Raw genomic sequence first — 24,947 nt, forward strand, 5'->3', positions numbered from 1 at the left:
AAACTCAAAAGCGGTAAATGCATGATCGAGTGCTAACTACTACTCGAGATGCTAACTTTGGGAAAACGGCAAAATTCTAATTTCCGCTGAACCAAGACAATCTCACTTTCTTCTGTTGCCGGAGAGGACTTTTGGGCAGGAATTGCGAGCGCCCGGCGGTTGTTCGACATATTCAAAGGAGTGATTATAGATAAAGGAGGTTTGCAGTATGCTAGTAGAGAACAGCAAGAAGAGAATATTCGTCGCCGACGATAGCAAGGACTTCCTCAGTATCATGCAGTCTATTCTTGAGTTTGCAGGGTTTCTTGTGGAGACTTCGGAGGATGCCGAAGAGGCTCTGGATCAGATACAGAAGCTTCAGTATGATTTGCTGGTGCTGGGCGTGGTTATGCCGAGGGTAGATGGTATAAGACTGCTTCACATGGTGAGAAACAGCAAACAATATGCGGCGGTTCCAGTGATATTTATCACCGGCGCCTCGAATAAAAAGGTGATGGAAACGCACCTGAGGGAGACGGACACCAAAGCGGAGGGTTACATACGCAAACCTTTCAAAAACAAGGCATTTCTGGAGATGCTTACGGCTCTGCTAGGGAAGCCAAAAGAGGGCGGCGCGCAGTATAACTAGCAGCATCAAAGAGGAGAGGGATGCAAGATGAAGTTTTTGAAATGGCTGTTCGGACCGAATCAGGAAGGAAAGAACGAAAAATACGAAAAGATGCCGAATTTCAAGAAGATTTTCGCTTCGTTGCCCGATATAGTAAAGGCAACCGCAATTCCGCCGGATGATTCCAAGAGGGAGAATGACGCTACTGCTCAGGAACGTGATGCAGCAAGATGTGTTGCGGAAGATGAAGCAAGAGCGGCAGTCTCAAAAGATAAAGTCCAGGATGTTTATATCAGGATTCAGACAGCCATGAATAGAAACAAGGAAATTATATGGCTTCTCCAAACCGACAGAGAGATTTCACATAAATCCCTGAATGACCTGCTTCAAACCTATCGGAAAATGAAGGACAGCGACTCGTACAAGGGAATGTCGGTAAATTATGGGTCCGCGGGAGAGTTGCATGAGATTTCTTCTTTGAACGAGCGGGACCTGGAGGGGCTTGCCCAGAAGCTGGAAGGCAAAAAGAATGCGGGAGCGAAAGCCTTCGCGACAGAAAGATAGAGGCGAAATTATTGGCAAACGCGAGACCGATGACTTCGATAATCGCGCCGTTGAAGGCGCTTCTGCGCAAAGTGAGGGCGCTGCTGAATAATGTAAATGCAAAAGATGAATGCGGCAGGACGGCGCTCATGAAGGCGGCTTACAATGGCAGTGCCGACGCTGTAAAGGCGTTATTAAATAACGGGGCCGATGTGAATGCGCGAGATCCCTGGGATGTGACCGCTTTGACCATGGCGACCGCCCAGGGGCGCAATGAGATTGTACAGCTTCTTAAGAAGGCCGGGGCCAAGAAATAGGCTGCAAGTCATTCCGCACCGGCGCGGCCTACCGGCGGTGTCATGTTTTTCACCGCCCCTGATGCGCACCCTTAATTTGTGAAATTCTCCTCCCAAATCTCTGCACTAAACCAAATGTAAGCCGCGGCTACGCCGGTTTCGGCCGGCTATTTCATTTGGAGGCTCCATGCCTTCGGGGATTTTTCTGATTTGCCAGACGCCGGCGACTTCGGCGACGGACTCGCCGTTTTCGTCCTTCAATTGCAGGCTGAGCTCGTAATCGGCCTTCCCGATTTTTTCGGCCTCGGCCTGTAGTCTTATTGCTTCCTGCTCGGACATGGTGACTTCCATGGTCACGTCGGTGGTGGCCGGCCGCCGGAATCGGATACGCACTTCCTTGACGATGGGAAAGAATTTCGAGAAATCCATGCTGACGAGATGGATGGCGCCGCCGGCGAATTCGCCGAGCGTGAAGAGCGAGCCGGCGTACATGATTCCGACGTGGTTGGTGTTGCCTTCGAGGGGCATGAGCGCTTTTGCATAGCGATCGCGCAACTCGAGGATTTTGAGGCCGGTGCGTTCGATGCCGGAGACGGACGCAATGGCCATTTTGCAGACTTGAGCGTATTTTTCGTCTATCATTTTTTCACCTGAAGAGTTGGACCATTGAACCAGTTCTTGTCGTGGACCACGGAGGCGAGTTGAAATTCGCCGCTACAAACCCTCCAAAAATGCTTCTATACCTCCATCCGGTCGGGCGTCGCCCGGAGAATTTACAATAATTTGTTAGAATAGCAGAATCAAGGAGGCGCGGCATGCCGCCCTAACATGACCCCGCAGAACGGCGGACGAGGTGGACGGAATGGACGATCAGAAAGAGGCGCACCGTGCCGCACCCTTACATTATCTGTTTTTCGTACCAGACCAACGCCGTTTTCGGTTTGAATCCGGCTTTTTCATACAGTGCGCGAGCCGCGCGGTTTTCATTATCGACGGTCAGCTCAATCGTATGAACGCCTGAGCTCGCCAGGTGTTTCAGGCCGTGCCACAGAACGAGCTTTCCCAGACCCTGCCCGCGGTGCTCCGGAAGTGTGCCGATCATGTGAATTCGGCCAATCTCTTCTCCGCCGTCACGATCCCGCCGCCGCGTTTTGGCTGTCCAACAGTAACCGACGGCGGTCTTTCCGCTATAGGCCACAATGACGCCCTCGTGGCGGTATCCGGGTATATTCAGCAACTGCACGATCTGGGGTAGCGTATTCGGACAGAAGCCCCAGGAACCTTTGAAGGCACGATTCTGAAGATGTGTGAGTACACGTTCATGACCTGGCTCGAGCGGATGCAGGCAAAATTCCCCTTTGTCCCCCTTTTCAAAAGGGGGGGCCATTAGAGGCATCGGCGGAGAAAGACTGGTGGTATTCACAGTCATTTCGGAACATTTGCGGACCGGTGTGAATCCCAAGGCGGAGAATAGATCACGTGCGACGCTGTCGTTTGCTCTCAGGTCCGCATGTATTCTGGCCACTCGCAGATTGCGCGCCCGTTGAAGCGCCGCATTGAGCAATTTAGCCGCGAGCCCGCGCTCGAGAAGACCCGGCATTGCCAGAAGCCTGAGGACGGCGCGATCTATGGCCGATTCCGGGACCACGCGACATGCTCCCATGAGTCTTCCTTCTTCCTCGGCCAAAAAGAGGTCTTCTTCGGAAACCAGGCCGGGTTCGGAAGAGGCGATCAGTGAAGTCAAAAGGAGAATGTCATCGGAATGGCAGATGGATTTTGCTTCTGAGAGCAGCCGGATGTATTGGGCCAGGTCGGCCGGAGAGTAGTTTCTTATTGTGCAGGAGGCGAAAGACATTGGTTAGCACTCTAAAGACATAAAAACAAACCACCAAGGCTCCAAGACACAAAGGATTTTTTCTTGATGCATTATGTTCGAAACAGAAAGTTACAGAGCCGGCATTCAGATTGAAGGTGGATTCTTGCTTGCGCGGAAATTGACAAGAAGGCGCATCAATACTCCTTACGGTTTGAAACTGTCCATTTTGGACGAGTTGATTACCGGCTGAATGCAGTTTGCTCATTTTTCCCAGACCCGTTCGCCGGGCGGGGGGCCGTCGGTTGGCGGGCCGGCAAAGCATTGGGCTTTCAGCATCCAATCGCGCGCGGTTTCGCCAATGACCCGGAGGCGCGTGTCATCCACATGTCGTCTTTGCGCCACGATCAGGCAGAAGTCTTCGGCTGGACCGCTTATCTTGTCTGACGCGTTCTCCGGTCCCCACGTCCAGAGTGCGCCTGATGGAGCAGTGAGCTCGACGCGGACCGGGGTTTGAGGAGCTTGCAGGCCGCGGTTGGTGTAGCTCCAGCCAAAGGTTTTGACGCCGAGATGGGCGATGTGGCGCAGCCGATCGGTGTTGGTGCGTTTCAAGCGGAGAGCGTCGAAAACGTCCTGGCCATGCGCCCAGGTCTCCATCAGCCGCGCGGTTGCGTGGGAGAGGGCGCTCATCGGTGGGCCGTACCAGAGGATGCGGTCTTTCGGGTTCATTGCGGTATAGGCGTCGAGCATCTTGTTTCGCTCGCTGCGCCACCAACTCATTAATTCATCGATGGGCATGTCCTTGCCGACTTCGTCGAGCGTTTTCATGAATTTGGCGATGTCGCTCATGACTTCCTCAATATGCTTGGCGAAACCGTCCGGGTCCGAGGCGGCAAGAGCGGCGCGGTCGTCGAAATACGCCAGATGACGTATCTGGTTCTTGATGTTCCAGGTGGGAGACGGAGTCATCAGCATCCATTGTTTTTCATCCAGACCCGCCACGACGGTATCGAGTTCCGCATGCTCGGTCCTGAGGTCTTGACAGATTTGTTTCATTTGTTCACCTCACATTTGGGTTCAATAAAGAATCTGCTGCAAAAGTCCATTTTTTGATCAAATTCTGCCGTGGTACATGCAAATTGACTCGCACATTCAAGACCGGCCGAATGAATTCGGCCCTACCAAAAGGGGTTTTGCGGCGCAATCTAATAAAGAATTTCCACCCGATGAAAAGCTTCGGCGAGCTCGAACGATTCTCCTTCAGCCATTTTTATGGCGCGCTGCCTGACCCATTCTGTCAATGCCTCCGGCTCGTATTGCCCAACCTGACTCTTGTGACACTGAAGCGCGGCCATCTTCAAATCAAAGGTGCCCGAGATATCCGAGCGGTAATTGATTTCGTCCGCACCCCAGAACAACATTTCTTCGACCTTGTGCGGCTCGAGCCCCTGCTCGAGAAGATCGGGGTATGCGAGGTGGTCTCTTGCGAACGGGAAAACGGCATCGAGTAAAACCTGGCCGGTGATCCTGTGGTCGCGGTGCCAGAGGTATTTGCGGTATGGATCTGCCGTCACGACCACTTTCGGGCGGTACTTTCTGATTTCCCGGACAATATCCTTTCGGAAGTCGGATGTATCTTCCAGACCTTGATCAGGATACCTCAGGAACACGATGTCGCTGACACCAAGCATCCGGGCGGCTTCACGCTGCTCGGCTTCGCGGATTTCGGACAGGACCTCTGGTTTCATGTTTCGGTCGCTCGTGCCTTTGCTGCCATCCGTGCAGATAACGTAAACGACCTTGTTTGATTCGCGGGTCCATCGGGCGACTGTGCCACCGGCGCCGAATTCGGCGTCATCCGGGTGGGGGCTGACGATCATCGCGTAATACGGCGACGTGATAGGTGGAGAATTGGTGGTCGGCATACCATGTTCTCTTGGCGATGATCGGTTGAGCGGGCGACCCACCGGGTCGCCGCTACGGTAAACGTATAATGCTTTTCACGGCGGGCGACTCATCGGGTCGCCGCTAACAGTTGAAATCGCCCCCCAACGGTAACAGAGCGTGCTTGCTGCAAGAGGTCCATTGGCCTATGATGCTTTTATGTCCTTCGGAATCCTGCGGGTGAGGATGTCCACAGTTTCCTCAACGAGTTCTTCGAGCACTTGTCCTGCGGGCTTGATTTCCTTAATCAGTCCGGAAATCTGGCCGGAGAAGGGGGCCACGTAATCCAACTTCTTGCCCTTGAGGAACATATCGACGAGACCCGAAGCGAGGGTGAGCTGCATCGGAAACGGCAGCGGATCAAGGCCGGACTGATCCCAGAGATCATGGAATCTGTTGTAGATCACTCTCGATGTTTTTCCTGTATACAAGTATGTTCTGCGAGTATCCTCATCGGTCGCGTTGAGGATGTGTTGTTTCTGGATATCGAGGATTCCGCCCTCTTTCGTGGCGAGGAAGCGCGTGCCGATCCAGACGCCTACACAGCCTATGGCCAGAGCCGCAGCCACGCCTCTTCCGTCGCCGATACCGCCAGCCCCCAAGACAGGAATAGGCGCCGCAGCGTCAATGGCCTGAGGAAGCAGCGCCATGGTGCCTATGCGTCCGGTATGCCCGCCGCCGTCATAGCCCTGAGCGACGATCAGGTCCACGCCGGATTGCGCCATACGCCGCGCGTTCTTGGAATTTCCGGTAATGCCGAGGACTTTGATGCCATTCGCGTGGGCTTCGTCGACCATCCAGCCGGGATTGCCGAGCCCGGAGCAGAACAGAGGGATCTTTTCCTCGATGCATGCCTTCACCGCTTTCAGCGGCTGCATGGTTGCGGTATCCATCCTCACGGTGGTGTCTGTATCGGGAAGCTGCAGCTCTTTTTTCACCTTCTGGATCCAGTTATAATAGGGTTCAGGAAGGGATTTGATTATTTCGCTGAGCGGCACTTCCTTTGGGCCTTCAACTTCTCTGTCCCCCTGATCGACAAGTTGGCTGGGCAGGATCAAATCGACGCCGAAGGGTTTATCGGTTCTGCGCCTGATCTCCCGGATGTGTTCGCGCATTTGCTCGACCGTATAGCCGGCGGCGCCGAGCACGCCGAGGCCTCCCGCCTCCGATACCGCCACGACCAGGTCCACCGGAGCGCCGGTGCTTTCTCCAATAAGAGAGGGGCCCATGCCGGCGCTGAGGATCGGGTATTCGATGCCCAGCATATCGCAAAGTTTTGTCCGTAAGATTCGCCTGCTCATGTCGTCTCCTTCGTTTCTTAATGGTCCCGGGTTTTCCCCCGCCCCTTGTTTACCGGAAACTGATCCGGCATCTTGAGAGCCGGACTTCCCTGCCGCCGAGATGGTATTTATAGGGCTCGGCGCCTTTCAAGAAATCGTACTTTTTCCGGCCGATCTCGATGCTGTGTTTGATGCTAAGAATCTTGCAGAGCAGTCCGATACTCAAAGAACTATAACGAGTATCATATCCGCTGTTATATAGGTACATGGTGTTCTGGCAGTCGAAACAGAGACACGCGGCCACAGATGCTTCGTTGACTTTGAGAATGAAAAGTCGAATGAGCGCTTCCTCCGACATAGCCTTCGTCATCGAGCGAAAAAAGGTTTCCATTTTCGAGCTCATGAACAGCGCCTTATCGGAGCGGCTCTCGCGAAACATTTTGAGAAAGGGGTCCACCTCGCGCTCGATTTCGGCGGGGTTCTCCAGAACAACGAAATTAATTTCGCCTTCGTTGTACAGTCGCCGGAATTTGCGTCTGATTTCATGCCGCTGTTTTCCGTCGAGCGAGGCCAAATACTGGTCCCAGTCGCGCGGCAGATCCATTTCGACGGATACGCCATCCGGTTCAAACGAGCACATGCCCCATCGATCCAGGGCTGATTCTGCCAGATGCGAGAACACTGTCGATTCGGGCCGCAGGCATCTCAGATCGAGATCCGCCACGCCGCTTTGTGCCAACTCATCGAGCAGCGCGTGATAGAATTGCTTTTCATAACCGGGAACCACGGCGAGATCCATGCAGTCGCAGATCTCCGGATCGCCGACGAAAGAGGCCGTTGTGCCTTTGATGGAAAGCGGCGCCACGCCGATTGATTTTCCCCTTTCCTTCATTACGCATATGTGGAGTTGGTCGTCCGGGGAAAACACATTGCGCCATGCCTGCATCCAGCGGGGCAGCATAAAGACAGGTTGTTGTTTTGGGACTCCGCTTGAATGCTCCACATAAACGTCGATGTTATTGAAAGCCTCTATAGCTGCGGCCGTTGCCATCGTCTTCATTCTTCGTCATCATCATCGTCGTCCGTAACAAATTTTCTGATGTAGCCGGTATGGATATCTCCTTTCTGGAAATCCGGATCATCGACGATCTCCAGATACAGGGGGATTGTTGTCTTTATCGGTTGGATGGTAAATTCCTGAAGAGCCTTTTTGAGGATGCGGATTGCGCCGTCTCTGGTGTGATCGTGCGCGATGAGCTTGGCCACGAGAGAATCGTAATATATCGGCAACTCGTAACCCTGATACAGGTGCGTGTCGAGCCTGATTCCGCTGCCGGCGGGCGGGCGATATTCCTTGATAATTCCTGGAGAAGGCGCGAAGTTGAAATCCGGATTCTCGGCATTGATCCGGCATTCGATGGCCCAGCCGTTGAGGGGGATGTCGTCGAAGCTGTACGCGAGTCTGCCGCCATCGGCGAGTCGAATCTGCTCTTTTACGAGGTCTATGCCGGTGACCATTTCTGTGACCGGGTGTTCCACCTGGATGCGGGCGTTGACCTCCATAAAGTAGAAGTTGTCGTCCCGGTCGAGCAGGAATTCCACGGTGCCCGCATTGAAGTAGTTGAGGGCCTTCGCCGCGGTGATGGCGGCCTGCCCCATCGCCTGGCGCAATTGAGGCGTCATGACGGGCGAGGGCGCTTCTTCGATCAATTTCTGGTAGCGCCGCTGGATCGAGCATTCGCGCTCGCCGAGGTGGATCACATTGCCGGATTCGTCTGCCAGCACCTGGAACTCGATGTGCCGTGGGTCCACGAGGCATTTCTCGATGTAGAGCGAGTCATCGCCGAAAGCCGCTTTCACTTCGGCTCTGGCTACGGCGAACTCTTCCCTGAGCGTATCTTCATCAGGGCAAATGCGAATTCCGCGGCCACCGCCGCCGGCGGATGCTTTTACCATGACCGGATACTGGATTTTCGAAGCGAAAGCGACCGCGTCATCGATTGAGCGGACTCCATCGGGGCTTGAGGGGACGATGGGCACTCCGGCCTTATTGACGGCGGCTTTTGCCTTTATTTTGTCGCCGGCCAGGTACAGGTTTTCGGGCGTCGGCCCGATGAAGACAAGGCCGGCTTCTTTGCAGGCGCGGGCGAAGTCTCCGTTTTCGGCGAGGTAGCCGTAGCCGGGATGGATTGCCTGTGCCCCTGTTCTTTTGGCCGCCCCGATGACAGCCTCTACGTTCAAGTAACTCTTGGCGCTCATTGGCGGCCCGATGCAGACGCTCTCGTCGGCGTGCCGGACATGCAAACTGGTCGTATCGGCCTCCGAATACACGGCCACGCTTTTTATTCCCAGTTCTTTGAGCGCGCGCACGATTCGGAGGGCGATTTCGCCTCTATTGGCTATCAGTATTTTCGAGAACATCAATCGGCATCCTTAAAAACGAATTTGGGCATGGCATCTATTCAGTTTCCAGGATGAACATCAAGTCGCCGTCGGCCAGCGGCGTTTCGTTTTGTGCGATGATCTCGAGAATCTTTCCGGCTGCGGGCGATTTGATTTTTTGAAACACTTTCATGGTCTCGAGCAGGGCGAGAATCTGTTTTTTCTTGACTGCGTCGCCCACCTCGACATATGGCGGTTGTTCGGGAGACGGCTTTCTGTAGAAGACTCCGGACATAGGCGCTCTCACTTCGAGTTTCTTGTTCATATCACGGTCTGCTCCTGAAGAATTATAGTTGGTCCTGAACCAGGAAAGGCGTCTCTACCGTCCTTTCCACACCGGGTCTCTCTTTTGCATGAAGGCGGCCACACCTTCCATCAGGTCTTCCACCTGGGTGTTGACAGTAAGTTGCGAATGAAGATAGCTCAATGCATCGTCGACGGCCATGTCAGCGATTTTGTAGAACGATGACTTGCCAAGCCCCATAACAGCGGGGCTGAACGATGAGAGTTTTTTAGCCATTTCGGAAACTCTCTGCTGGAATGAGTCTTTGGGGACAGAATAATTGATTATGCCGATGCGCTCAGCCTCGGCGGCCGGGATTCGGTCTCCGGTCATGCACAATTCGAGGGCCTTTTTTCTCCCGACATTTCGGATGAGAACGGCGGTAACCATATATGGCCACAGTCCGCGCTTTATTTCCGGCAGCCCGAATTGTGCGTCCTCACTCGCGATGGCGACATCGCTTGACAAACACAGCCCCATCCCGCCGGCGAGGCAATAGCCTTCGATGGCGGCGAGGATCGGCGTCTTGCATGAGTTCATTTTCATCAGTAGATTTGCGTAGTGGCCGCGGTCGTAATGCATGTCGAGAAACGACTGGTCGCCGCCGAAGCTGCCGCCGAGATCGGCGCCGGAGCAGAAATTGCCGCCGGTGCCGGTGAGAATGATTGCTGAGACATTGGGGTCGTCGCCGGCCTGATCGAGGTATTTGGTCAATGCGGCGATGACGGCGGAATTGAGCGCGTTGCGGCGTTCCGGCCGGTTAATGGTGATGGAGGCTACTTTATCTTTTATCTCGTAAAGAACCTCACGGGTTTCGCTCATATTCGTCTCTCCTTGCGCGAGCGGTTGCTGGCGGCTCTGAGTCTCCAGGGACAGACACCATTCTACGAATTCAAAAGGACGTGAATTCCATAAATGGTGTCAGTCCCCGTCGCAATCGAGCGCGATGAATCGCGCCCCTACAAAAGATTGACAACCGTTGACAGATTCACTCCCCCACGTCAAGGCGGGTTTGAAACCCGCCGCTACCGGCATTCGCAAGAATCCACCGTTGTCTATCGTTTTGTGTGGGCGGGTTTGAAACCCGCCCCCACATTTCGTGTCGCAGCTGCGATTCTCAGTTCTTGAGCCCGAGAATACGGCGCGCTTCGTCCGCGGTGGCGATGTCGCGGCCGACTTCGCGCGTTATCTTCGCCAGCGTTTCGACGAGCTCGCCGTTGCTTTGGGCCTTCTCGCCGTTGGGCAGGTAAAATGTGTCTTCGAGGCCGGTGCGCACGTTGCCGCCTTCTTCCAGTGCTTTGCGCTGGAGGTCCCAAACTTCTTTGCGGCCGACACAGATGACCTGCCAATGAGTTCCCGGCAACATCTCTTTTTTGAGAAGCGGCACCCATTCGGGCTTTGCCGGTTGTCCGCTGGCGACGCCCATAACCAGAGATATGTGCGGGTCGCCCTGGAACATGCCGGCTTTTTTGTACAAGGCGACGCTGCGGACGATGCCGGAATCAAAGCATTCAAACTCGGGGACAACGTTGTTAGCCGTCATCACATCGAGGAAGGCTTTCACCTTCTCGACGGGGTTATCGAACGTCATCGGCGGCCAGGCCCATGTGCCGTTCTCCCTCAGCTTGAGGTAGTTTAGGGAGCCGGCGTTACATGCAGCCATTTCAGGTTTGACCGCTTCGAGACAGGCCACGGGTCCTGAGATATCGGGACCGACGATGCCGGTGCTCTGGTTGATGATGATGCCGGGAACACGAGATCTGACGGCGTTGATTATTGATTTGACAACGTCCACGTCCCACGTTGGATATGCGCCCATGCCTGGCCGCTGGTCCCGGAAATGGCAGTGGACGATTGTCGCTCCTTGATTCCACGCCTGTTCAGCCGCGTCGGCCATCTGTTCGGGCGTGACCGGAATGTTGCCCATGTTGGGATTAGTCAGAACACCGGTAAGCGCGCATGTCAATATCGCTTCGCCGCTCATTCGTTACCTCCTGCCAATTTGATAGAGCCGGCCTTTGGGTCTTGAAAAAATCATGTTGGAGAAGAGCCGTGCCGCTTCGCTCGCGGGGGCAGCTTATCCGTTTTATTCTTGACGACATCCATGGCTTCTATTATTTTTCTTCGTGTATCTTTGGGTTCGATGACTTCGTCGACGACGTGAGCGGTCCAGGAATGCGCCACGTCGAAGACATCCAGTCTTTCGCGGGAGCGATTGAGATACGCATCGTAAGCGTCCTCTTCAATGCCCTTATCATAGACCTGCCGGTAGTCAAGTTCAGAAGCCTCGATAGCGAAGCGCGCGATCGGCCAGGCAAAGGTCAGGTCGGCGCCCATTCCTTTGAGGCCGCTCATGATCATGCTGCCAGCGTCGGCGTAGGCTTCGCGCAGGACCACGCCAATTTTCGGGATAGTCGAGGTGGCATAGACGTCGACGACTTTTCCGATATGCCGGAGCAGGCCGCGCGCTTCCTCGTTTTCGCCGGGAACTACAGGCGGCGTGTCGACCAGATTGACGAGAGGCGTGTCGTAAGCGTCCAGCGCCTGCAGGAAGCGGTAGTACTTGTCGCAGGCATTGACCTCGTATATACTGCCCGGCTCGGCGGGATTGTTTGCCACCAGGCCGACTGTCTGGCCATTGAAGCGGCAGTAGCCGGTGATGAGCTGTTTTGCGTACTCGTTCTTGAGCTCGAAGAAATCGCCGCCGTCGACTATTTCGCGGATGACCTCGTGCATGTCGTACGTCTTGTCGAATTCATCGGGCACGATTTCGATCAGTTTTTCGACTTCGCGATTGGGATCGTCGCCGCGTTCCCATGCGGGCGGTTTTTCCCGATAATTTGACGGCAGATAGCGGAGCAACTCGCGGCAGGCGAGAATCGTTTCTTTGTCGTCGTCTCCGACGAGGTCGCAGGTTCCGCTCAACTGCATGTGGTAATCGGCGCCGCCGACGTTGCGGTCGATTTTTTCCGAGGTTGCCGCCGCCGTTTGGCGAGGGCCGCCGAGCCACAGATTTCCTGAGATTCGACTGATGAAGAGAAAATCGCACAACGTGGGGAGATAGGCGCCGCCCGCGATGCAGGGCCCCATCAACACCGTGATCTGGGGGATAATACCCGAGTAGACCGACTCGAGACGAAACATCCAGTCGATTCCAGCCATGGCCACATCGCGGTAACCCAGGCGGCCGCCGGAGGAGTCGAGGAGGTTCACGAGCGGGATTCCCCACGAAGCCGCCAATTCGAGGCAGTGGCAGTACTTCATGATATGCTGCTGTCCGATCGATCCGCCGAGAACGGTGAAATCGGAGGAATAGATCATGATCGTGCGGCCGTGGACTTTCGCCGTGCCGACGACGGCTCCGTCGCAGGGCGCGTCGGTGAAGCGGCCGTCGATGCGGACGCCGGTGGTGTTTACGCAGGTGCCGAGTTCATTGAACGTGCCGGCATCGATGAGGACGTCGATCCTCTCGCGGGCAGTGAGCTTCCCGCGGCTGTGTTGCCGCTCGACGTGTTCGGCGCCGCCGCCGAGCTTGTTTTTCTCCTGTATCTTTCGGTAGCGCTCGATCGCTTCCTTCATTCTGTTTCCCATCTATCCGTCAACCCCCTGATTTGACTATTTGGCTTCCTCGGTCACGACTTCATTATGCGGGTTTGATATAGCGTCTCTTTTCGGGAAGTTCTTCCCGCTTGTTTTCGGATGCGTGGAGAGCCTTGATGATCCGCGAGCGCGTGTCCCTGGGATCGATGATTTCATGGACTGTGTACCAGGTGGTGAAGACTTTTCCCATCGTCATGACGCTGAACATCTGGCGAAGGATTCCGACATAGAATTCGAAGAGGCTGTCGTAGTTGCCTTCTTCCTTGGCCTTTGCCAATTCCTTGTGGAATACAGCATGAACCATCATTTCGGGTCCTGTCGGGGCAAACTCGGTTGTGGGCCAGCCGTAAATGAAGTCGGGCCCCATCTTGCTGCAGCCCAGAACGATGTTGGAGCCGCCGTATGAGCGGCGCAGCACTACGGTGACTTTCTGAGTCGTGAGGTGGGAATAGCCGTGCAGGTTCTTTGCGCCGTGACGGATGACGCCCATGCGCTCCCATCGGTCGCCGGGCGGAAAGGCCGTTGTGTCGGACATCGTGAGCAGGGGAATGTTGAAGCAATCGAGGAACATCAGGAATCGATCGTACTTATCGGAAGCGTCCGGTTCCATGATGCCGCTCAGCTCGTCCGGATTGGTGGCGACAAGACCGGTCACGATTCCGTCGAACCGCGCGAAGCCGATGACGAGGTTCGGCGCGAAGTCTTCCTGAAGCTCGAAGAATTCGCCGTCATCAACGATGAGGTTGATGATCTCGTGGATATCGTAGGTAAATCGAACGTTATTGGGCATGACATCGAGCAGGGCCTCTTCCCGCCGATTGGGATCGTCGGTGGGCTTGATTGCTTGCGGCCGCTCCCAGCAGTTTTGAGGAATGAATTCCATGATCTTCTTGCAGAGGTCGAGGGCGTCCTTGTCACTGTCGGCGACGAGGTGGCATTGTCCGGAGCGGGTCATATGGAAATCGGCCGAGCCTGCATCTTCGGATTCAATAGGGCCTCCCAACCACAGGAAGCCGGTCTCACTGTTCATAATGAGGAAATCCGAGAGCACGGGCACTTTCGCCATCGGGCCGGTGCACGGTCCGAGGACGAGGGCGATCTGAGGGATTACGCCGGAGTACCGGCAATAATTTTTAAGGACGCGGGCGATACCGAACGATCCCACATATCCTTTTTTCATGCTTGCCCGAGTTCCGGCTGAATCGAAGATGCCGATGATCGGCATCTGTTCCTGTCCTGCCATCTGGACGAGTTCGGCTATTTTCCATATGCCCTGGTCTCCGAAGGAGCCGGACATAACCGTGAAGTCCATGGAATAGGCCATGACCGGCCGGCCGCTTATCTTGGCCATGCCCATGATCACGCCGTCGCCCGGGCTCGGCCTGTCGCTGGAATCGGGAAAGGCGCGGAACTCTCGAACTGCGGAGCCGATTTCCTCGAAAGTACCCGGATCAGCCAGATATTCTATTCGCTCTCGCGCGGTCAGCTTGCCGAGCGCGTGCTGCAGGTCGGCGCGATCCGTTCCGCCGCCCGCCAAATTTTCCTGACGGCATTCTTCAAGCTTTGCAAGATAGCCGTCCATCCATTCGCCCATGCCATGTATCTCCTTTCCTGTTCCAGTTCCAATTGAATCGCACCCGGCCGGCGGGTTGGTCAAGTTCTTATTGGAGTAGTTCGTCAGAGGGCCAGGCATGTAGTGCGGCGTTGAGGTCTTCTCGCCGCCGCGAAGCCACAGGGCTTGAATCAGTACTATAGAGCATATCCGATTCTGTGCTTCTTATTCAACTGTCGTGGCAACCCCTGACAGATCGGGAACCGCGATTGGACGCGGATACCGAGCCATAACTGTTCCCTCTTCAAAGAGCGAGGGTGCTCGGATGGGCGGAAAACGGGAGATCAAGATCATACGCGGTCGAAAGGCCGAAACTTTGGAAGGGTGATTTCCTCGGAGACTCTCTCGAAAACTACTTCAACCGGCATGCCCACGCGAACGTGTTCCGGCGGAATTCCGATGACATTCGATAACATGCGCGGGCCCTCTTCGAGGTCGATGACGGCGACCACATACGGGACATCGGCCGCGAAGGCGTCACTTGGCGGTCTCGATATTATGGTGAATGTATGGACTACACCTTTGCCGCTCGAGTCGATCCAATCCACGTCTTCCGAGAGGCATTCCGGACAGAAATGATTGGGGAAGAAAAACATCTGGCCGCATGAGCGGCATTTCGGGAGGAGCAGTTTCCCCGCTTTGCAGCCTTCCCAAAAAGGTTTTGTGCTTTCGGTGATGTCGGGCAATGGTTTTGCGTATTCGCTCATTGTTATACCTTTGCGAGCAGAAGAGCGGTGACGGACGAAAAAATTCCGCCGACGCCGCTCACGAGGCCGACCTTCGGGTCCTTCACCTGGCGCGCGGGTTCCACCTCGCAACGGAGCTGCTTAACGGCTTCTGTTATGTGGAATATTCCCGACGGCAAGCCGGGATGACAATGCGAGAGACAACCGCCATGAGTAACGATGGGCAGTTCGCCTCCGATCTCTATGCGTTTGCCGCTTTCGACAAACGCGCCGCCTTCGCCCTTCTTGCAGAATCCAAAGTCTTCCAATGAGATTAACGGAGTGATCGAGAAACAATCGTAGAGTTCGGCGAAATCAACGTCTGCAGGAGTCAACCCTGCCATTGCGAAGCAGTCGTTTCCGGCGGAGACGGCGGGACTCGTGGTGAAACTCTTGCTCAGAGTCGCGTGCTCCTGGGTTGTTTTCGCGCCGCCGCCCAGAATCTCGACCGGCTTTTTCTTCAGGTCGCGAGCGCGCTCAAAGGTGGTAACGATGATGGCGGCCCCTCCATCAGATATGAGCGAGCACTCGTCTTTGGTGAACGGGGACGCGATCGGTTTTGCATTCATGACATCTTCGACGCTGATCTCCTGCCGTTTCTGGGCCTGGGGATGCATCGAGGCGTGCTTGCGGATCGATACCGCCACTTGCGCCAGTTGCTCATGCGTGGTGCCGAATTCGGCCATGTGGCGGTTGGCGTACAGCGCATATTGTCCGATGAGCGTTGTCCCAAAGGGCACCTCGAAGTCGGGGTGGCCTATGGCCGAGTAAACCGCTGTCATATCTCCGCTCGCGTTTCCGAACAAGCGAATCAGCCGTTCAAACCCGGCGAAAGAGCGCAGCGATTCAGCCGAAGTTATCAGTGCGATCTCGCACATACCGGCTTCGATCGCATTTGCGGCGGTCAGCACATTCAGGATATGGGTCGCGCCGCCGATTTGCATTACCGACGTGTAGCGCGGCCTCAGCCCTACGTATTCGCAGAACAGAAGGCTGTGCATCGGGTAGAGCACGGAAAAGGCACCGGACGTCATAACGCCGTCAACCTCGCTCTTGCGCACGCCGCAATCATCAAGCGCGCGAATCAGCGCCTGACGCGAAAGCTCGTAGCTGTCCTTTCCCGGTACAGTGCCGAGATCGCTCTCGCCGATGCCGACGATTGCTATTCTTTTTCGCCAACGTCTCATTAAAATCTATTCCTTGCTTCCTCTTGCAAACAGGCGCAGGCAGGTCTGGTAGTGGATGCGGACAGTGTCGCGCACATCGCGCGAGTATCCGCCCGCCAGGACAATGCAGATGGGAATCTTTTTTCGCTCGCTGAATCCGATGACGAGATCGTCGCGGCGGCGGAAGCCTTCGTGGGTAAGCCTCAAGGCGCCGAGCTGATCCTCTTCAAAGGGGTCGGCGCCGGCGAGGTAGAAGACGAAATCCGGATCAAAATCCTTTTCGATCACATCGAGCGCGCGCCCAAGCTGCTCAAGATATTCCTGGTCGCCCACGCCGTTGTCCAATCCGATATCCAGGTCGCTTTCCTGCTTTACCGGATAGTTATCCTCTTGATGGATCGAGAAGGTGAAAACGTTTTCTTCCTTCAAAAAAATGTGGGCCGTACCGTTTCCCTGATGCAGATCGCAATCTACAATGGCGATCCGGCGGGCCTTCTTCTCAGTGAGCAGTTTCCGGGTGGCTATCGCGACGTCATTAAAGAAGCAGAATCCTTCGGCGTGATCCGCGAACGCGTGATGGTATCCGCCGCCGAGATTGATGCTTGGCTCCTGCGCGGTCGCGCATTCGGCGGCGACCAATGTGCCGCCGGTGCTGAGCAGGAAAGCGTCGATGACGTCGCGTTTGACCGGCAGTTCGGAGCTGAAGGTAGCCGGTGTCAATCGGGCATTGAGGGCGTCATCGAGATATTTTTCGGTATGCACCAGGAGCAGCTCATCGCGGGTCGGGACGCGGGGTTGAATGAGATGAGCGCGGGGGTCGGAAAGATTTTCATGTTTTTCCAGCATCTGGTACACGAGCCGGTACTTCTTTGAGGGAAAGACATGAAAGCCGATATCGCAGTAATACTTGTCCGAATATACGATGGTGGCCATGCGAACCCCTGAGAGGCGCCTATTTTGGCCGGTCGGCCAAATTTAGGTCATTATATGTTTTGCCTCAAAGCGTTGTCAAGGAGCCATTTTGTGACGCAGGCACTTCTCTGAACCAACTCGATGCCTACATGCCAAATGTCGGTCCTTTGAAACGCTCCACTTCCTCGCCGAACGGTCCGCGCAGGCTTCCTATGACGTAAACGCCGCCGATGATCTCGACCGGCTCCAATTCATAAATGGGATCGGCCGGCGACCTCTCGAAACTGACGGTGGCGGGTCCTCCCAGGAGTTCATGAAATTCCATATCTTCCTGCCAACTCTTGACCAGGCTGATTTCAGCGGGAGCGTTGACATCGGGCTGAGGGATGACTTTCAACTGATAGAGAGGCCGCATCAGGACGTGCTCCATGTTCGCTTCGCGGTGGATGCAAACTGCGGCATCGACAATACGAAAGCCGCGGCGGACGCACGTCCCGCGGACGACGTCGCAATCCTGTGAGAAGGAGAGCTCGGCCATTTTTTTCGGGTGTCCGAATCGCTCGCGTCCGCCGGCCATGCTGGCATCGCTGTCGACGTAGATGTAGGCGGTGTAAGCGACCGGTTCGCCCTTATAGCGCGCGGTCACGTTGACAATGGCCTCGCGGTAGGGGCCGATGTTAGTCACGAACCGATAGTTGGCGACGATCACCGACGCGAGGGGCTCGGGCTCCGGCTCGAGCGGCTCAGGGATGAGAGCCGCCGCTTTTGCGGGGTTCGGTTTGATCAACACCTGAATGAGCTCGAAATTTTTGTTCGTGCGGATGCCTTCGGGATATAGAGGCGCGTGGACGGGGCCGCTGTGGCCGAATTCTTCCTTTTTCATTTTCTTTTTCTCCCAGACGCAGACGACTTGATTTCGGGATTCGAATATTTTTCAGGAAATTCAGTCGTTCAATACTTCCATGACTGCTTCTCTGCAGATCTCATTCGGTCCTTCGTATATCTGAAGTACCTTCGCGTCGCGCAGAGACTTTTCGACGAGGTAATCCTTCATGTAGCCGTAGCCGCCAAGCACCTGAATGGCATCGATTGCGACTTTCACAGCGACATCGGTCGCGAACACTTTCGACATTGCGGTGTATAGCCGGTTGGGCGGCAGCAGGTTTGCATTCACCCAGCACGCGCGCCACACCATCAGACGAGCGGCCTCGATCTGAATCGCCATCTCCGCCAGCTTTTGCGCAACTGCCTGGTGTTCGATGATGAGCTTGCCCCCCTGAACGCGCTCCTTAGCATACTGAAACGCGATCTCGTATGCGCCGCGGGCGATGCCGACGGCCTGCGAGCTGACCGGTCCGCGCGCGTTCGCGAGGCGTGTCATATGGATTTGATATCCCATGCCCTCGGGGCCGATCCGATTCAGGGGCGTCAATTTCATATCCTCGAAGATCAGGTCGCCGGTCTGCGATGAGCGCAATCCCATCTTATCCTCGACCTTTCCGTAGCTGAGGCCGGGTGTATCCTTCTCGACCGCGAATAGACAGGATGTCTCCTGCGGGCGTTGAGGATCGGTGACGGCGAAGATGACATAGAGACTCGCAACACCTGCATTCGATATGAAGCATTTCGTGCCGTTAACGACATATTCGTCGCCCACTTTTCGCGCGACCGTTCGGCACACTTTGGGGAGCAGTTCTTTGGCCTCGAGGTCCGAGCCGGCCTGCGGCTCGGTCGTGCCGGACGCTCCGAGACCGCCCTGCTCCACAATCAGAGGAAAAAACTTTTTCCATTGCGCCTCGGTTCCCGCGAACAGGAGCGGCGCGATCGCGAGCCAGGTTGCTCCCATTGTCGTGCATACCCCGGGCTCAACCGATCCGATCTCCTCCATGAGCAGCATGGCATCGGTCAGCTTGCCGCCGCCTCCGCCATGATCTTCCGGGATGAACAGACTGAGAAATCCCAACTCGTGCAGCTTCTTCGGGATGCCCCAATCGAAAGCGTGGCCCTCGTCGAGCTTTCTCACTTTCGGCTTCAATTCCTTGCGGGCGAAATCGCGGGCAAGTTGGCGCAATGCTTCCTGCTCCTCACTGAGTTCGAAGTTCAACATGATTCCACCTCCAGATATACCATGTATGTTGGGCCAAATTATTCCTTTATCCGAAACGGCAAGAGATGTTTTTCCATTGCCCGAAGGATGCTCTGTTCGTCCATCTGCCAGAGTTGCTGAAGGCGTCCGATCAGCAAGAAGCTCACATAGCCGTGCATGGCCGCCCACAGGTGAGTGGCGACCTCCTGCGGGTTGCAGTCGGGCTGGATGACGCCGGCTTGTTGACACGCCTCGATCACCTCGGTCAGCGGCACCCAGAAGTTCTCCATGACCAAGCTGCGGGGCGGGTTTTCCCACGAATATTTCTGGATGAACTCGCTGCCAAAGAGCAGGGAGTAATAACGAGGATGTTTCATTCCGAAAGCGATATATGAGCCGGTCAGAGAACGGAGCTTTTCGGCGGGGGTCTTTGCTCTGGCGATGCCTTTCCATACGAGCCGGGCGAGCTTGGCCACTCCCTGCTCATAGACGGCAACCATCAGCGCTTCGAGGTTGGGGAAATGATTATAGATTCCCATGGGGGTGATTTCGACCATTCTGGCGATTTTGCGGATGCTGACGGCCTCGATGCCCTCGCGCTCGAGGACGGCGCACGCGGCGCGCAGGATGCGCTGTTTGGTGCCTCCCTTTTCCGCTCGCGTTTTCATATACGGTGTATATATCATGCCCGGCGGGAATTGTCAAGGTGAAAATGAAACCTCGCGGCGGCCTGATCGGCTCCTGAGCACAGGGAGGCCGCGGGAATTGTATATGCAACAACTTTTGTGTTAGAATTTTTGGGAAATGCATGCGGGGAGGGAATTTGGAGAATAAGGGTTACTGAATGAAGCACAGAATCTTTACAGGATTTTTTTTACTGATAATAGTGGCGGCGGCTCGGGCGGAGGCTCTTCCGCAGGGCGGCGTCTACGTCAGCGCCTTCGCAAACATGAGCGGCGACATCGAGAACGACTGGCTGGGCTATTTGATTGCCGATTCGATTGCGAAGAACCTGCAGGTTTTTCCTCAACTCGAGGTTGCAGTTCGGAACGGCGGGGAAACGGGCCGCGCCACATTCGCATCCGCATTGGAGGTTTCATCATTATGTGAAGCGGGGCGGAGCGCAGGCGCTGCGGCTGTAATTGGCGGCGACTTTCGAGTGGAGGGTGACTCCTTTCTTGTGAACGCGTCTTTTTACGAAGTAGACGGGGGGAAACTTCTGAGCGCTCATTCGTTCACCTCTTCGATAGGCGATCTGTACTCGCACCTGAATGAATTGTCTCTTTCACTAGCAGGGGGAGCGGGCGTGGCGCATACGGAGGAGCAGTACAAGAGGGTGCAGTTAATACCGACGGTTTTCGAAGAAGCGATAATTTTGTACGGCAAGGCGCTTATGGTGGAGGCGACCTCGCCCGAACATGCCGAATTGCTGCTCAGGGCGTTGGCGGTCGATCATTCCTATACGGATGCTCTGTCGGCCCTTGGGGTGCATTATTACAAGACAGGCGCCTTGGCGAAATCTCAGGAGGCGTTTGACCGGCTTGTTCAGACCCAACCGGATTATCCTAACGCATATTACAATCTGGGGCTGGTGCTGAACTCGAGGATGCATTACACCAAAGCGATCAATGCTTATCAGCTCGCGATAGAAAAAGAGCCGAAGGATGCGGATGTCTGGAACAATTTGGGTGTCGTCTACTATGAGATGGGGATGTACAGCGATGCCGCGAAATCATTTGAACGGGCGCTCCAGTTGAGTCCCGACCATTCCAATGCGCAGATGAACCTATCGAGGTTGAAGCAAAAAATGGAGAAGGGCCTCACTGAGCGGCCTCATCAGACCTCGGCGACGTTCAAGAAGCACATTGAGGCGGGAGCGGCTTTATATCTTTCCGGCGACTACTACAAGGCAATCAAGCATTTCCAGAAAGCGCTCGAGCTCGAGCCGAGCAATTTCAAAGCGAACAACAACATGGCGATGGCGTATATGAAGCTGGGAGATACGGGCTCGGCGAAAGAGTATTTCAAACGCGCGCTCAAAGCGGACCCAACCGCCGACGATGTCAGAAAGATCATTGCAGAACTTGAAGCCGCCTCTCCTCCGGCGGCAACCGAGGTCGCGGCGGAAGCAGCCTCCGCGCCAAGAGACACCGCCGCCTTTTTGCGTGCAGCCGGAAAAGCGAATCTTCTGCGCAAGGATTATGATCGGGCCGAGGATGCGTTCCTTGGAGTGCTCGAGCAGAATCAGAATAACCCGGATGCTCTGCACGGGCTTGGCCTCGTTTATATGGCGAAAGGGGATTATATTCAAGCGCGGCAGCAGTTTGAGGAAGTGCTTTCCTTGGATCCGCAGAATGAGGAGGCGCAGAAACGTCTGGAGGACGTAAAATTCATTTTAGCGGCGGAGGCGAGTCAGCCGTCCCTGCAAATACCGCTTAGCCCCGAGATACAGGGGCGGGCGCATTTTGTTCGGGCAAACGAGTTGTATCAGAAAGAAGACTATGCGGGCGCGATCGCCGAATACCTGCGGGCTCTCGATTTGGCGCCAGCCGACGTCAGGATTCTGAACAATCTTGGTACCGCCTACTATGCGGCGGGTCGATTCGACGAAGCCAAAGCGGCCCTCGAGAAAGCAAAAAAGATACAGCCGAACAATGAGACAATAGACAAGAACCTCCAATCAATTGCTCTCATAGATGCTCCCGATCACAAGGGCGAGGCAAATCTTTTTCAGATAGTTTCCGTGGAGGAGAAGATGCCGGAATCGCCGACGCCGACGCCGGCTTCCCAACCGGACGCGACACCAGCGGCGAGCGAACCGGCAAGCGTCTCCACGAATCTGCCAGCTTCTCCGGAGCCGGAGCCGGCCGCGCGTCTTTCCCAGGCAATAGAAGAAGAGCGGATACCGACGGTTCGAGAAACGGAAACGACGAAAGAGGTTGCAGTCGTGTCTGCGGCGGAACTTGCCGGGTCGGCGCAGGATCATCTTAATCGGGGTATTTTCAAAGAGGGCACAGGCGATCTCGAGGCGGCTCTCGCCCATTATCGAGAGGCAGTGAGACTTGAACCCGGCAATGCAGTCGCGCAATACAATTTGGGCAATGTTTACTTCCGGCTTGGCGCTTTTGAATCGGCCATACAATGTTATAATGCCGCGTTGCTTGTCGACCCGAAACTGGCGAAGGGTTATAACAATATCGGAGCGGCTTTGTACCGGCTGGACCGGATCGAGGAAGCGAAGGAAGCCTGGCGGCGCGCGCTCGAGCTTGAGCCGACGATCGAGAGCGCCCGGGAAAATTTGAACAAATACAGCGGCAGTTGAAACGAAGATGAAAAGAGGCCGCCCCGACATCGAAGCGGCCTTTCTTTTTTGTTTCCGGTTTACACGTCGTAATAGAGATAGAACTCGTAAGGATGCGGTCGGAGGCGTACCGCGTCCACTTCATTTTTGCGTTTGTACTCGATCCACGTCCGAATGACGTCCTCGGTAAAGACATCTCCCCTGAACAGGAATTCGCAGTCGTTCTCGAGTGCGTCCAGGGCCACCTCCAAAGAACCCGGCACCGATGGCACTTCTGCCAGTTCCTCGGGCGCCATGTCGTAGATATTCTTGTCAAGCGGTTGGCCGGGATCAATTTTCTTTTGGATTCCATCGAGTCCGGCCATGAGCATTGCGGAAAACGCGAGGTACGGATTACAGGAAGGATCGGGCGGTCGGTACTCGACGCGCTTTGCCTTCGGGCTTGGTGAATACATCGGGATTCGGGCTGCCGCGCTCCTGTTCCGGCTGGAATACGCCAGGTTGACCGGCGCCTCATAGCCGGGAACGAGCCGTTTGAATGAATTGGTGGTCGGATTGGTCAAAGCGGTGAGCGCGGGCGCATGTTTCAAGAGTCCGCCGATGTAATAGAGGGCGAGATCGCTCAAGCCGGCATATTTGTCTCCGGCGAACAGCGGTTTGCCGTCCTTCCATAGGCTCTGATGGCAGTGCATTCCGCTGCCATTGTCGCCGAAAAGCGGCTTGGGCATGAAGGTGACAGTTTTATTGTGCCGGTGGGCGACGTTTTTCACGATGTATTTAAATCTCATCAGCTTGTCGGCCATCATGAGCAGCGTGTCGAATCTGATGTCGATTTCGGCCTGTCCCGCAGTTGCCACTTCATGATGTTCGGCCTCGATCTCCATTCCGCACTGCATCATCAAGAGCGCCATTTCGGCGCGAATATCTTCGAGCGAGTCCGTCGGCGGAACGGGGAAGTATCCTTCCTTATAGCGGGGCTTGTAGCCGAGGTTCGGTCCCTCGTCGCGCCCGCAGTTCCAACTGCCTTCCACGGAATCAATGTAGTAGAAGCCGGACCGCTGGTCCTGGTTGTAGCGGATGTCGTCGAAGATGAAGAATTCGGCTTCCGGTCCAAAGAAAGCCGTATCGGCTATGCCGGTGGATTTCAGGTAGTTTTCCGCCTTTTGCGCGATATAGCGCGGGCAGCGGCTGTAGCGTTGGCGGGTGATCGGGTCGGCGATATCGCATTGCATCACGAGGGTCTTTGCTTTGTAAAACGGGTCGATGTAGGCGGTCGCCGGATCGGGAATCACCAGCATATCGCTCTCGTGGATCGCCTGCCAGCCGCGGATGCTTGAGCCGTCGAACCCGACCCCGTCTTCAAAGATCGACTCCGACAACTTGACAGCCGGTATCGCGAAATGCTGCATCAGGCCGGGGAAATCCATGAAGCGAAGATCGATCATTTCGACATTCTGTTCTTGCACCATACGTAAGATGTCATTCGGTTTCATTTTCTTGCAGTTCCCTTTCCATTCAACGGGCAGCCTTTTTTCAACGACAGCCTCTTTTCCCCATTGCGCGATTTTCAGGTGCGGCGGAACGTCCTCGGGCGCTAGATCGCATCCTCCCCACGCTCACCGGTCCGAATCCGGATCACCTCTTCGACCGGCTGAACGAATACCTTGCCGTCCCCAAGACGGCCGGTGCGGGCGGAGGAAACGATAGCGTCTATAACCGTTTCCACCTCATTATCCGGCACGACCACCTCAAGCTTGACCTTTGGCAAAAATTCTATTTCATACTCGGCTCCTCGATAGAGCTCCTTATGGCCTTTTTGCCGGCCGAAGCCTTTGACCTCGACAACCGTCAGCCCTTTAATGCCGATATTTCCGAGAGCCTCCTTCACTTCCTCAAGCTTGAACGGTTTGATGATCGCCTGGATCTTCTTCATTTTTCACCTCATCCTCGCCCCGCGGGGGGTGCCTGGAATCCAGCGCCGGTCGCTCCGCTCTGGGTTCCTCCGGTCAATGTGCAAGAACAATACCAGTAAAATCTCTGCTGCGTTCTGTTCCGGCCGATATCCCTTTTTAAGCCGGAAACGCGAGTAATTTTATACGATGAGCCGGACTGTGCGCAAATTGAAAGGGATATTGAGCGGGAGATTAGTGCTTGAAAAATCGGCAACTGCGTATCCTTTGTGCATGCAAGCAGCGTGAAAAGCCCGCCGCCGAAGGCGTTCTTTCGACTGCAATCGGAGTCATCTCTAAAAACCAAAGTCAAGAAAAAAATCTCCTTTTCCCTCCTTAATTACCATCTTTTGATTTTGGAGGGCATCCATAACGCAAGCGCCGATAG

The 24,947-nt window shown here is 55.3% G+C and carries 24 protein-coding genes; 4 read left to right on the forward strand and 20 right to left on the reverse strand.

Annotated elements, in window-relative coordinates:
- Nucleotides 1–208 precede the first annotated feature (208 nt).
- The 3 genes from C4520_17895 to C4520_17905 are packed head-to-tail and all read left to right on the forward strand — an operon-like array spanning nt 209 to nt 1,467.
- Nucleotides 209–628, forward strand: a complete 420-nt coding sequence (locus tag C4520_17895; GenBank protein RJP16705.1) for a response regulator — start codon at nt 209–211, stop codon at nt 626–628.
- A gap of 27 nt (nt 629–655) precedes the next feature.
- Nucleotides 656–1,171, forward strand: a complete 516-nt coding sequence (locus C4520_17900) for a hypothetical protein (protein ID RJP16706.1) — start codon at nt 656–658, stop codon at nt 1,169–1,171.
- Between the two features lie 29 nt (nt 1,172–1,200).
- Nucleotides 1,201–1,467, forward strand: a complete 267-nt coding sequence (locus C4520_17905; GenBank protein ID RJP16707.1) for an ankyrin repeat domain-containing protein — start codon at nt 1,201–1,203, stop codon at nt 1,465–1,467.
- Between the two features lie 105 nt (nt 1,468–1,572).
- On the opposite strand, the gene C4520_17910 is transcribed toward C4520_17905, so the two are convergent.
- The 18 genes from C4520_17910 to C4520_17995 form a co-directional block, all read right to left on the reverse strand.
- Nucleotides 1,573–2,055 (reverse strand): PaaI family thioesterase, encoded by a 483-nt coding sequence (locus C4520_17910; protein ID RJP16727.1) that lies wholly within the window; start codon nt 2,053–2,055, stop codon nt 1,573–1,575.
- A 289-nt stretch (nt 2,056–2,344) separates the two neighbouring features.
- The gene (locus C4520_17915; protein RJP16708.1) at nt 2,345–3,301 is read right to left on the reverse strand and encodes a GNAT family N-acetyltransferase; all 957 of its coding nucleotides are present in this window, start codon (nt 3,299–3,301) and stop codon (nt 2,345–2,347) included.
- A 222-nt stretch (nt 3,302–3,523) separates the two neighbouring features.
- Complete coding sequence (locus C4520_17920) at nt 3,524–4,315, reverse strand: TIGR03084 family protein (protein ID RJP16709.1); 792 nt, start codon at nt 4,313–4,315, stop codon at nt 3,524–3,526.
- Nucleotides 4,316–4,464: 149 nt separating this feature from the next.
- The gene (locus C4520_17925) at nt 4,465–5,139 is read right to left on the reverse strand and encodes a PIG-L family deacetylase (protein ID RJP16728.1); all 675 of its coding nucleotides are present in this window, start codon (nt 5,137–5,139) and stop codon (nt 4,465–4,467) included.
- A gap of 210 nt (nt 5,140–5,349) precedes the next feature.
- The gene (locus C4520_17930) at nt 5,350–6,504 is read right to left on the reverse strand and encodes a nitronate monooxygenase (protein RJP16710.1); all 1,155 of its coding nucleotides are present in this window, start codon (nt 6,502–6,504) and stop codon (nt 5,350–5,352) included.
- A gap of 49 nt (nt 6,505–6,553) precedes the next feature.
- Nucleotides 6,554–7,543, reverse strand: a complete 990-nt coding sequence (locus C4520_17935) for a GNAT family N-acetyltransferase (protein RJP16711.1) — start codon at nt 7,541–7,543, stop codon at nt 6,554–6,556.
- Complete coding sequence (gene accC / locus C4520_17940) at nt 7,540–8,904, reverse strand: acetyl-CoA carboxylase biotin carboxylase subunit (protein ID RJP16712.1); 1,365 nt, start codon at nt 8,902–8,904, stop codon at nt 7,540–7,542. Before accC ends, C4520_17935 begins: the two co-directional genes overlap by 4 nt.
- Before the next feature lie 37 nt (nt 8,905–8,941).
- Complete coding sequence (locus C4520_17945) at nt 8,942–9,190, reverse strand: acetyl-CoA carboxylase biotin carboxyl carrier protein subunit (GenBank protein RJP16713.1); 249 nt, start codon at nt 9,188–9,190, stop codon at nt 8,942–8,944.
- Between the two features lie 54 nt (nt 9,191–9,244).
- Nucleotides 9,245–10,030, reverse strand: a complete 786-nt coding sequence (locus tag C4520_17950) for a crotonase (GenBank protein RJP16714.1) — start codon at nt 10,028–10,030, stop codon at nt 9,245–9,247.
- 295 nt (nt 10,031–10,325) lie between these two features.
- The gene (locus tag C4520_17955) at nt 10,326–11,192 is read right to left on the reverse strand and encodes a 3-keto-5-aminohexanoate cleavage protein (GenBank protein RJP16715.1); all 867 of its coding nucleotides are present in this window, start codon (nt 11,190–11,192) and stop codon (nt 10,326–10,328) included.
- Between the two features lie 50 nt (nt 11,193–11,242).
- A complete protein-coding gene (locus C4520_17960) occupies nt 11,243–12,799 on the reverse strand; it encodes a propionyl-CoA carboxylase (protein RJP16716.1) in 1,557 nt (518 codons plus the stop codon).
- Between the two features lie 52 nt (nt 12,800–12,851).
- A complete protein-coding gene (locus C4520_17965) occupies nt 12,852–14,402 on the reverse strand; it encodes a propionyl-CoA carboxylase (GenBank protein ID RJP16717.1) in 1,551 nt (516 codons plus the stop codon).
- A 308-nt stretch (nt 14,403–14,710) separates the two neighbouring features.
- Nucleotides 14,711–15,127 carry a Zn-ribbon domain-containing OB-fold protein gene (locus C4520_17970; GenBank protein ID RJP16718.1) on the reverse strand — a complete coding sequence of 139 codons (417 nt, stop codon included), beginning with the start codon at nt 15,125–15,127 and terminating at the stop codon, nt 14,711–14,713.
- A 2-nt stretch (nt 15,128–15,129) separates the two neighbouring features.
- The gene (locus C4520_17975) at nt 15,130–16,332 is read right to left on the reverse strand and encodes a thiolase family protein (protein ID RJP16719.1); all 1,203 of its coding nucleotides are present in this window, start codon (nt 16,330–16,332) and stop codon (nt 15,130–15,132) included.
- 6 nt (nt 16,333–16,338) lie between these two features.
- Nucleotides 16,339–17,244, reverse strand: a complete 906-nt coding sequence (locus tag C4520_17980; GenBank protein ID RJP16720.1) for a histone deacetylase — start codon at nt 17,242–17,244, stop codon at nt 16,339–16,341.
- 124 nt (nt 17,245–17,368) lie between these two features.
- Nucleotides 17,369–18,106, reverse strand: a complete 738-nt coding sequence (locus C4520_17985) for a hypothetical protein (GenBank protein RJP16721.1) — start codon at nt 18,104–18,106, stop codon at nt 17,369–17,371.
- Between the two features lie 60 nt (nt 18,107–18,166).
- Nucleotides 18,167–19,330: an acyl-CoA dehydrogenase gene (locus tag C4520_17990; GenBank protein ID RJP16722.1), complete on the reverse strand. Its 1,164-nt coding sequence runs from the start codon at nt 19,328–19,330 to the stop codon at nt 18,167–18,169.
- Nucleotides 19,331–19,368: 38 nt separating this feature from the next.
- The gene (locus C4520_17995; protein ID RJP16723.1) at nt 19,369–19,995 is read right to left on the reverse strand and encodes a TetR/AcrR family transcriptional regulator; all 627 of its coding nucleotides are present in this window, start codon (nt 19,993–19,995) and stop codon (nt 19,369–19,371) included.
- Nucleotides 19,996–20,153: 158 nt separating this feature from the next.
- Here C4520_17995 and C4520_18000 point away from each other — a divergent pair, with 158 nt between their 5' ends.
- On the forward strand, nt 20,154–22,631 hold the full coding sequence (locus tag C4520_18000; protein ID RJP16724.1) for a tetratricopeptide repeat protein: 2,478 nt from the start codon (nt 20,154–20,156) through the stop codon (nt 22,629–22,631).
- Between the two features lie 59 nt (nt 22,632–22,690).
- Here the strand turns inward: C4520_18000 and glnA are convergent, their stop codons facing one another.
- Nucleotides 22,691–24,103 (reverse strand): type I glutamate--ammonia ligase, encoded by a 1,413-nt coding sequence (gene glnA / locus C4520_18005; GenBank protein RJP16725.1) that lies wholly within the window; start codon nt 24,101–24,103, stop codon nt 22,691–22,693.
- Nucleotides 24,104–24,204: 101 nt separating this feature from the next.
- The gene (locus C4520_18010) at nt 24,205–24,543 is read right to left on the reverse strand and encodes a P-II family nitrogen regulator (protein RJP16726.1); all 339 of its coding nucleotides are present in this window, start codon (nt 24,541–24,543) and stop codon (nt 24,205–24,207) included.
- Between the last annotated feature and the right edge of the window lie 404 nt (nt 24,544–24,947).

Source organism: Candidatus Abyssobacteria bacterium SURF_5 (assembly GCA_003598085.1).
GTDB lineage: Bacteria > Abyssobacteria > SURF-5 > SURF-5 > SURF-5 > SURF-5.

What these genes read in the sequence shown, in the direction of transcription:
- C4520_17960 (RJP16716.1), bottom strand. Translation starts at nt 12,799, where the DNA reads ATGGGAAACAGAATGAAGGAAGCGATCGAGCGCTACCGAAAGATACAG.
- C4520_17990 (RJP16722.1), bottom strand. Translation starts at nt 19,330, where the DNA reads ATGTTGAACTTCGAACTCAGTGAGGAGCAGGAAGCATTGCGCCAACTT.
- C4520_17920 (RJP16709.1), bottom strand. Translation starts at nt 4,315, where the DNA reads ATGAAACAAATCTGTCAAGACCTCAGGACCGAGCATGCGGAACTCGAT.
- accC (RJP16712.1), bottom strand. Translation starts at nt 8,904, where the DNA reads ATGTTCTCGAAAATACTGATAGCCAATAGAGGCGAAATCGCCCTCCGA.
- C4520_17930 (RJP16710.1), bottom strand. Translation starts at nt 6,504, where the DNA reads ATGAGCAGGCGAATCTTACGGACAAAACTTTGCGATATGCTGGGCATC.
- glnA (RJP16725.1), bottom strand. Translation starts at nt 24,103, where the DNA reads ATGAAACCGAATGACATCTTACGTATGGTGCAAGAACAGAATGTCGAA.
- C4520_17895 (RJP16705.1), top strand. Translation starts at nt 209, where the DNA reads ATGCTAGTAGAGAACAGCAAGAAGAGAATATTCGTCGCCGACGATAGC.
- C4520_17950 (RJP16714.1), bottom strand. Translation starts at nt 10,030, where the DNA reads ATGAGCGAAACCCGTGAGGTTCTTTACGAGATAAAAGATAAAGTAGCC.
- C4520_17955 (RJP16715.1), bottom strand. Translation starts at nt 11,192, where the DNA reads ATGAGCGGCGAAGCGATATTGACATGCGCGCTTACCGGTGTTCTGACT.
- C4520_17965 (RJP16717.1), bottom strand. Translation starts at nt 14,402, where the DNA reads ATGGGCGAATGGATGGACGGCTATCTTGCAAAGCTTGAAGAATGCCGT.
- C4520_18000 (RJP16724.1), top strand. Translation starts at nt 20,154, where the DNA reads ATGAAGCACAGAATCTTTACAGGATTTTTTTTACTGATAATAGTGGCG.
- C4520_17910 (RJP16727.1), bottom strand. Translation starts at nt 2,055, where the DNA reads ATGGCCATTGCGTCCGTCTCCGGCATCGAACGCACCGGCCTCAAAATC.
- C4520_17935 (RJP16711.1), bottom strand. Translation starts at nt 7,543, where the DNA reads ATGAAGACGATGGCAACGGCCGCAGCTATAGAGGCTTTCAATAACATC.
- C4520_17985 (RJP16721.1), bottom strand. Translation starts at nt 18,106, where the DNA reads ATGAAAAAGGAAGAATTCGGCCACAGCGGCCCCGTCCACGCGCCTCTA.
- C4520_17915 (RJP16708.1), bottom strand. Translation starts at nt 3,301, where the DNA reads ATGTCTTTCGCCTCCTGCACAATAAGAAACTACTCTCCGGCCGACCTG.
- C4520_17980 (RJP16720.1), bottom strand. Translation starts at nt 17,244, where the DNA reads ATGGCCACCATCGTATATTCGGACAAGTATTACTGCGATATCGGCTTT.
- C4520_17975 (RJP16719.1), bottom strand. Translation starts at nt 16,332, where the DNA reads ATGAGACGTTGGCGAAAAAGAATAGCAATCGTCGGCATCGGCGAGAGC.
- C4520_17970 (RJP16718.1), bottom strand. Translation starts at nt 15,127, where the DNA reads ATGAGCGAATACGCAAAACCATTGCCCGACATCACCGAAAGCACAAAA.
- C4520_18010 (RJP16726.1), bottom strand. Translation starts at nt 24,543, where the DNA reads ATGAAGAAGATCCAGGCGATCATCAAACCGTTCAAGCTTGAGGAAGTG.
- C4520_17925 (RJP16728.1), bottom strand. Translation starts at nt 5,139, where the DNA reads ATGATCGTCAGCCCCCACCCGGATGACGCCGAATTCGGCGCCGGTGGC.
- C4520_17905 (RJP16707.1), top strand. Translation starts at nt 1,201, where the DNA reads ATGACTTCGATAATCGCGCCGTTGAAGGCGCTTCTGCGCAAAGTGAGG.
- C4520_17995 (RJP16723.1), bottom strand. Translation starts at nt 19,995, where the DNA reads ATGATATATACACCGTATATGAAAACGCGAGCGGAAAAGGGAGGCACC.
- C4520_17945 (RJP16713.1), bottom strand. Translation starts at nt 9,190, where the DNA reads ATGAACAAGAAACTCGAAGTGAGAGCGCCTATGTCCGGAGTCTTCTAC.
- C4520_17900 (RJP16706.1), top strand. Translation starts at nt 656, where the DNA reads ATGAAGTTTTTGAAATGGCTGTTCGGACCGAATCAGGAAGGAAAGAAC.